The organism is Arthrospira sp. PCC 8006, assembly GCF_046480465.1.
GTDB classification, from domain to species: Bacteria; Cyanobacteriota; Cyanobacteriia; order Cyanobacteriales; family Microcoleaceae; genus Limnospira; species Limnospira platensis.
This window is the reverse complement of the sequence record NZ_PKGG01000266.1, coordinates 1-6,152: the sequence shown is the minus strand read 5'-3', so window position 1 is coordinate 6,152 and position 6,152 is coordinate 1. Positions and strand designations below refer to the sequence as shown.

6 protein-coding genes and 3 pseudogenes are annotated in these 6,152 nt (G+C 39.7%); 6 read left to right on the top strand and 3 right to left on the bottom strand.

Annotation, left to right across the window (positions count from 1 at the left end):
* The 5 genes and pseudogenes from B9T16_RS24580 to B9T16_RS24560 all read left to right on the top strand — a co-directional run.
* Positions 1-767 (top strand): annotated as a pseudogene (locus B9T16_RS24580) (hypothetical protein); the annotation flags it as partial.
* 47 nt (positions 768-814) lie between these two features.
* Entirely contained in the window at positions 815-1,171 is a 357-nt protein-coding gene (locus B9T16_RS24575; protein WP_410246007.1) for a hypothetical protein, read from the top strand.
* The gene (locus B9T16_RS24570; protein ID WP_410246006.1) at positions 1,172-1,426 is read left to right on the top strand and encodes a hypothetical protein; all 255 of its coding nucleotides are present in this window, start codon (positions 1,172-1,174) and stop codon (positions 1,424-1,426) included.
* Between the two features lie 30 nt (positions 1,427-1,456).
* Complete coding sequence (locus B9T16_RS24565; RefSeq protein WP_410246005.1) at positions 1,457-1,657, top strand: DNA adenine methylase; 201 nt, start codon at positions 1,457-1,459, stop codon at positions 1,655-1,657.
* Positions 1,658-1,868: 211 nt separating this feature from the next.
* Positions 1,869-2,321, top strand: a complete 453-nt coding sequence (locus tag B9T16_RS24560; RefSeq protein ID WP_410246004.1) for a DNA adenine methylase — start codon at positions 1,869-1,871, stop codon at positions 2,319-2,321.
* Positions 2,322-2,778: 457 nt separating this feature from the next.
* Here the strand turns inward: B9T16_RS24560 and B9T16_RS24555 are convergent, their stop codons facing one another.
* From B9T16_RS24555 to B9T16_RS24545, 3 genes and pseudogenes are all read right to left on the bottom strand, one after another.
* Complete coding sequence (locus B9T16_RS24555; protein ID WP_410246003.1) at positions 2,779-2,937, bottom strand: hypothetical protein; 159 nt, start codon at positions 2,935-2,937, stop codon at positions 2,779-2,781.
* Between the two features lie 512 nt (positions 2,938-3,449).
* Positions 3,450-4,906: pseudogene (locus B9T16_RS24550) on the bottom strand (recombinase).
* An 85-nt stretch (positions 4,907-4,991) separates the two neighbouring features.
* A pseudogene (locus B9T16_RS24545) lies at positions 4,992-5,483 on the bottom strand (alpha-amylase family glycosyl hydrolase); the annotation flags it as partial.
* 265 nt (positions 5,484-5,748) lie between these two features.
* Here B9T16_RS24545 and gvpJ point away from each other — a divergent pair.
* The coding region (gene gvpJ, locus B9T16_RS24540) for a gas vesicle protein GvpJ (protein ID WP_410246002.1) at positions 5,749-6,152 on the top strand (404 nt) is incomplete at its 3' end.

The window sequence follows — 6,152 nt, the reverse complement described above, 5'->3', positions numbered from 1 at the left end:
TTGCCACTCAATTTCCCGCCAATTCTTTCGCAAATTTCAATTTACTGACTAGAGCAATTACAGCAGGAGGAGGACTTGTTTCTTCATCAGTAACGTCTATGGGAAACGGATGGTATAGATGCTCAATTACCTCAACAGCATCATCAACTGCTACTGCAACAATAGTGCATTACTTGAATAATGGGTCTAGCATTCTTTACACAGGTGATGGCATTTCAGGTATCTACATTTGGGGTACACAACTAGAAGCAGCACCCACCGCATCTTCATACATACCCACACAAGCCTCAGCCGTTACCCGTGCTTCTGATGCGGTTAGTCGAGTGTTGGAGGATGAGTTTAACCCGAGTGAAGGTAGTTTTTATATAGAATATACACCAAACAAGTTGACAGGAGTTGGTGCTATTTTAGGTACTAATTCAGATAATACCAACTTGATACTTCACGGCGACGATTCAGAAGGTTTCGGCATAGACACTAGAACTGTGTCTGGTGGTGTGTTGACTTATTCATCACCCTTAATAACTAGATTGGACGCACCATCATTTAAGATATTATCTGTTTTAGAGCAAGGTCGGCAAAAGTTATTTATTAACGGTGATAAAGTGGTTGATGAGACTAATACAGTAACATCTTATCAACCTATTTCTGAAATTCTTATATTAAGAAGAGCTAATGGTGTTGTTGAAACTGGTATATGTAAAGATTTCCGCTATTACCCTAAAGCACTTTCAGAGTCAGAGTGTTTAGCCTTAACAAAACTGTAATAGAGAACTAAAATGACTTATCACTTACAACAATAAATTAACAGATAATGCCTAATGCGCTTAATATATCAGAGAGTAACTGGTTTAAGGTTTATGAACTTAATTTCAGGATAGAAGATGATAGTACTCTACACGGTACTAAAAAATTACCTGACATTTCTGGCAGTAAATTTGTTAGGATATTATTTGACGCTGACAGTGTACCCGTGTACTGGAAAATGGCAGGGTGGTTAAAATTTGATGCCTACAATGATGTTAACCAAGCTATGCTAGTTAAAAAAGAGACTATATGGCTTAATGAATATCAAATAATTGAATCACCGCCGTACAGCAATTTTTACGCTTCATTTTCTCCAATAGAAAGGATTAAATGGTTTACACTTCATTTTTGGAAATTAATATAAATGAACTTGGTAATAGTTGAATTAGGGTTAATTATTGTCGCGATTATTATCAGTATGTTCATTACGCATACAGGAAACTTACTTATTGAGAATAGGTTAGACGGTATCCAAAATAGCCTAAATTATTTGATTAGATATGTTAATGATTTTATGCCATCAACAGTTTGTAAAAAACAGTTAGAAGATAAAAAGCAATCACCCCATCTTCCAATTAACAGAGATGATATTGATGATGATGGTTGGAGAAAACCCTAACATTAATTAATAATTGATGAAATCACAACAATGAGACCTTTACTAAGTTATTACGGGGGAAAGCAACGAATAGGTTCTAAAATATTGCAATATTTCCCACCACACAAAATATATGTAGAACCTTTTGCCGGTGGAGCTACTTTGTTATTTTTAAAACCATTACCTACCGTAACCAATCAACACGATTATAGAGAGTGCATTAACGATACAACTTTTAATCAACTTGTATAGAGTAGCCAAAAAATAACCTATTGAACTTAATAATGAAATTCAAGCTACATTATATAGTCAATCTGACTACAGAAAATCTCAAGCAATATGTAAACAACCGGAAGGCTTTTCAGACATTGAAAAAGCTTGGGCATACTATGTCAATATCAACCAATCATTTGCCAACGCTAGGCAGGGGTGGGGTTTCAGTAAAAAAAGCGAAAACCGAGCGATGACATTCACAAATAAAAAAGCTAGGCTATCTGAAGCGTTGGAAAGGTTAGAAAAGGTTTACATTTCCTGCGAGGATGCTATTAAGTGTATTGAAAGGTGGGATTCACCTAATACACTATTCTATTGTGACCCGCCTTATTCCGGTAGTACACAAGGTCACTATAGCGGCTACACGATTAAAGATTGGACAAAACTATGTCATACATTAGATTGCATAACAGGCAATTACATTGTATCGAATTATCATCAGATGATTGAACCTCAATCATTTACACAAAAAATAGAAATAAATACAGTCATGTCCGCTAGTCACAAGAAAGACGTAAAAAAGAAACGAACTGAAGTGTTATGGGTTAAAAGTAACTTAGACGGTTTTAATCAACTTCCTGGGTTAATTAACTCAGAGGTCTATAATTGTTTACTTAATACATGGGGTCAACCTAAACCCTAACACCTAACACCTAACAGCTACCCCAATAACTTAAATGTCCCCTATGGTTTCTGACTGTAGGGGTTCATTCATATTATCTGTTTTCGATATCGAAAATACGATATCGAAAATAATTTATATGCTTACCCCCCTAGTTTACCCACAATAGACGGGTTAAGATTTTGGCTTAGGGTGTTTATTAGGGGTACTGGGTTCCGCCTGGGATGATTACCACCAAAAATTGGAGACTTGTCTAGCGGTATGTAGGTATCGGTTTCGATGGGGAATCAATTCTCTAGGATTATGTAGGTATCAGCGAGAGATGACGAAACAAGTCACCAGTTGAAAAGTTGTTTGAGGGTATCGGGTTGATTCCGGTAGGAGATAGTTAGGTTAGTCGTGATTATGCGATCGCATTTTGTTGGTAGCGAGTAGGCTCCTCAAGATTTCACTAATAATCTGACTACCCCTATGGGAGTCAGGTAGGCGGTCTGATATCTTTGTACATTGATAGGGGTATCGTTGTACATTGATAACCTAGTAGGTAGCCGTAGGGGGAACCTACAGCTATCATGTTGACTTTGAGCCATAGATAAATCCCACTGCGATCGCACTCATACATTTCTATGGTTAGCACTGGTAGCTTTAGGCAATACCCTGCAAAATTGAACCCATACCCTCCCCCTAACCGAAACAAACACTCTTAGGGGTGCGACCGATGTGATAGCAGTCAATGGTTCGTTACGAACCGAAGGCTTGCCATTGACGGGTATCACAAGGGAGTTACCCTGTCTGTGTTTGGTTAGGGGGAGATATAGGTATTTGACAGTTCCCCTAGGTTATGCTTGTTGACTGAGTAATCAACCGTTGACAGAATTATTTTCCTGTGCTAGGACTAGGTTATGAGTAATATTTGAGTAACTAGGCATAGTTATCGGGTTGAGTAATAACCCGCTATCGCTGTCAGGATAAGGGTTTAAGTTAAATGGTTCTGGGTGGTTGACAAGCGTCTACATAGCCTACAACCCCTATTCTACCGTTACTTAGGTGTTACTCAAAACCATAGCAGGATCCATCAATCTGTAGCCATAAAATAACCCCTAGGGGTTTAATCTAGGGGTGTTAATTTATGAAAGGTTGACGATTAGATTAATCTATCTGATAGATAACTCCAAGGAATAATTTAGCTTCAGAGCTATCAATATCAACCCCTAACGCTGTTAACCGTTCTATGGCTACATCCAATGGTATAGGTAACTTAGAGCATCCTTTGAGAACTTCTAACGTAGCGTCAATGCCTTCTGTTTTATATTTACCTTCATTAACGATTGTGCTATGACCCATAAGTCTAGCTCGTAACTCGATAGGTAGTCCATACTTTTCACCTAACAGGTTGTACAGTCTACGAAAAGCATATTTCTGGGTTACCGGGCATTTCATAGAGGAAATTTTTTGACTAAACGTTACGTCAAAGCCTCTAACTATGCTTTTGGGTTTACTGCCTTTTCTAGGGGTATATTGAGGCAATAAAGGTTTTTTCAATTCCAGAAACTCAAACATTTCAGGGCTGGGAACTGGAGCAACAATCCTTCCCCCTGTTTTAATACTCACTTTCCGACCTTCTGCGTCAGTAAAGTAAACATAGTCACCTAGCACCAAGTAATTATCCTGATTATCGGGGTCTGACAGTGCTTTGATAGTGATACCATCATCCGTTACAAATGGCTTAGTTAGATTAACGGCGGCGGCTATCTCGGTAGGCCTTAACCCATACATTACTGCCATACTCGTCACCCATAACCAACTATGCCGGCATGATTGATGTTGGTGATTTTTAATAGTATAGGCTTCTTGTTTGGTTTTAAACCACCAATCCTTAAATACATCAACAGCTATCCGTTGTTTCTTTCTGAATTGTGTTTGTTTGGCGTTAATAGGCTCAAGCTGTTTAAGCAAGTGTTCTTTGTTAGGTGATTTCTCAGCTATGGCTTTTAAGATGTAGTAACGTTCCTTGAAGGTTTTGGAGCCTACTAATTGTTCTCCATTCTGCAAGGGAATATATAGCATAGCCTTGAAACTCTCCCAGCTAGGATATTCATCCCAATTAGGAAACAACTTGAAATATACCTCTTTAGCAGTCTCGTAAGATACTAAATCACTAGCGATATCGCGAGAACGTTTCCTTCCTGTGTTGCGGTTGTACCCCGCAAAATACTCATCCTCAATTTGTTTAAAGATGTCCCGGTAGGTTATCAGATTATTCTCAATCTGATTTTTCCCTAGGATGGTTTTATCGTACCAATCCCAAAATTCACTAGCGCTAGTGATAGTCCCTAGGGCTTCTGATACCAGTTTAGCTTTCTTAACCCCGTCTATCACCCCTTGAGGTGTACATTCAAGGTTAGCTGTCTTGGGTAGCCGTTTCCCGGTAGGTGGTTGCTTAAACTGCAATAGTAGGTTGTACCTAGTCCCGGTCTTTTGAAGTTTGAGAGTTACCCCTTTGGGACATTCCCCCTTAAAATCATGATAGGCTTTCACGAACCTAGTATAATTGTCGTCATATTGCCCTTTCCCCCTACTGTAGGGGTATCAGTAGCGTTACTCATTTTTTACTCACTTGTTACTCTGCTATGGTTTTGAGTAACACCTAAGTAACGGTAGAATAGGGGTTGTAGGCTATGTAGACGCTTGACTACCATCATAGGCGGACACAGGCCAGTTTTCGACAGTAAACCAGTCCAACCAGGGAGAATTAGGGCCGTTTTCCAGGATATCATTAAAGAAGAAAAAGCCTCGACTAGCATGGTTAAAAACCCCATCTAGGACGATTTTAAGATGGCGACTATGGGCAGCATCTATCAATTCTCGTAGGGCTTGATTACCGCCTAAAATCGGGTCAACTTGATAATAGTCATGGGTATGGTAGCGATGGTTACTGGCTGATTGAAATACGGGAGTCAAATAAATAGCATTAATCCCCAAGTCTTGTAGATAGTCTAGTTTTTCAATGACTCCCCACAAGTTACCGCCTTTATATCCCTGTAAAGTGGGTGGTTTTTGCCAATCTTCCCACTTAGGATGACTAATAACTGAGGGTCGATGTAATTGGTTTTTGGCAAAACGGTCAGGAAAAATTTGATAAAATACCGAATGTTTTACCCAGTCTGGAGTGTAAATTGTCATGGTTACGATTTGGAAAACACCAATATATATTTAGGGCGTATAAATTGCTAAGTAACTTATACAGCCACTTATGAAAATATTTCAACCTAAATATGACGCACGATCACCATAATACCATAGTAGTTAGTGGTCAAATTATGATCTGGTGGCACTGAGACTGTGAACATCAGATAAATTTGGGCATAATTGGCCTAGCTATGTATTGCGGATAGTATCTCCTATCTGCTAGGATTGACAGCAAGCCGAACCTTAATGAGAATCACAAGTGTCAAGTCCAGAAGAAACAGCCTTGGTTCCCAAATCATCTGGTAAGGATGCAGGTTTAGCCCCCCTACTCCTTACCGTGGTTGAATTAATCCGCCAGCTGATGGAAGCGCAAGTTATCCGGCGCATGGAAGCTGATACCCTAACAGATGAAGAACTTGACCGCGCGGCCGAAAGTCTGCGTAAATTGGAGGCGCAGGTGTTGGACCTCTGCGAAATTTTTGATATCGACCCAGCAGACTTGAATATCGAACTGTCGGAGTTGGGTTCCCTTCTCCCTAAGTCCGGTGGCTATTACCCAGGGGTGTCCTTGGGAAATCCCTCGATCTTGGAACTTCTCGATCGCCTTCTGAATACGGGTATAGTAGTAGAGGGAAGTGTTGATCTGGGTTTAGCCCAAATTAA

Excerpts from the sequence above, each read along its gene's own strand:
- B9T16_RS24575 (WP_410246007.1), top strand. The coding sequence starts at position 815 with ATGCCTAATGCGCTTAATATATCAGAGAGTAACTGGTTTAAGGTTTAT.
- B9T16_RS24565 (WP_410246005.1), top strand. The coding sequence starts at position 1,457 with ATGAGACCTTTACTAAGTTATTACGGGGGAAAGCAACGAATAGGTTCT.
- B9T16_RS24560 (WP_410246004.1), top strand. The coding sequence starts at position 1,869 with ATGACATTCACAAATAAAAAAGCTAGGCTATCTGAAGCGTTGGAAAGG.
- B9T16_RS24570 (WP_410246006.1), top strand. The coding sequence starts at position 1,172 with ATGAACTTGGTAATAGTTGAATTAGGGTTAATTATTGTCGCGATTATT.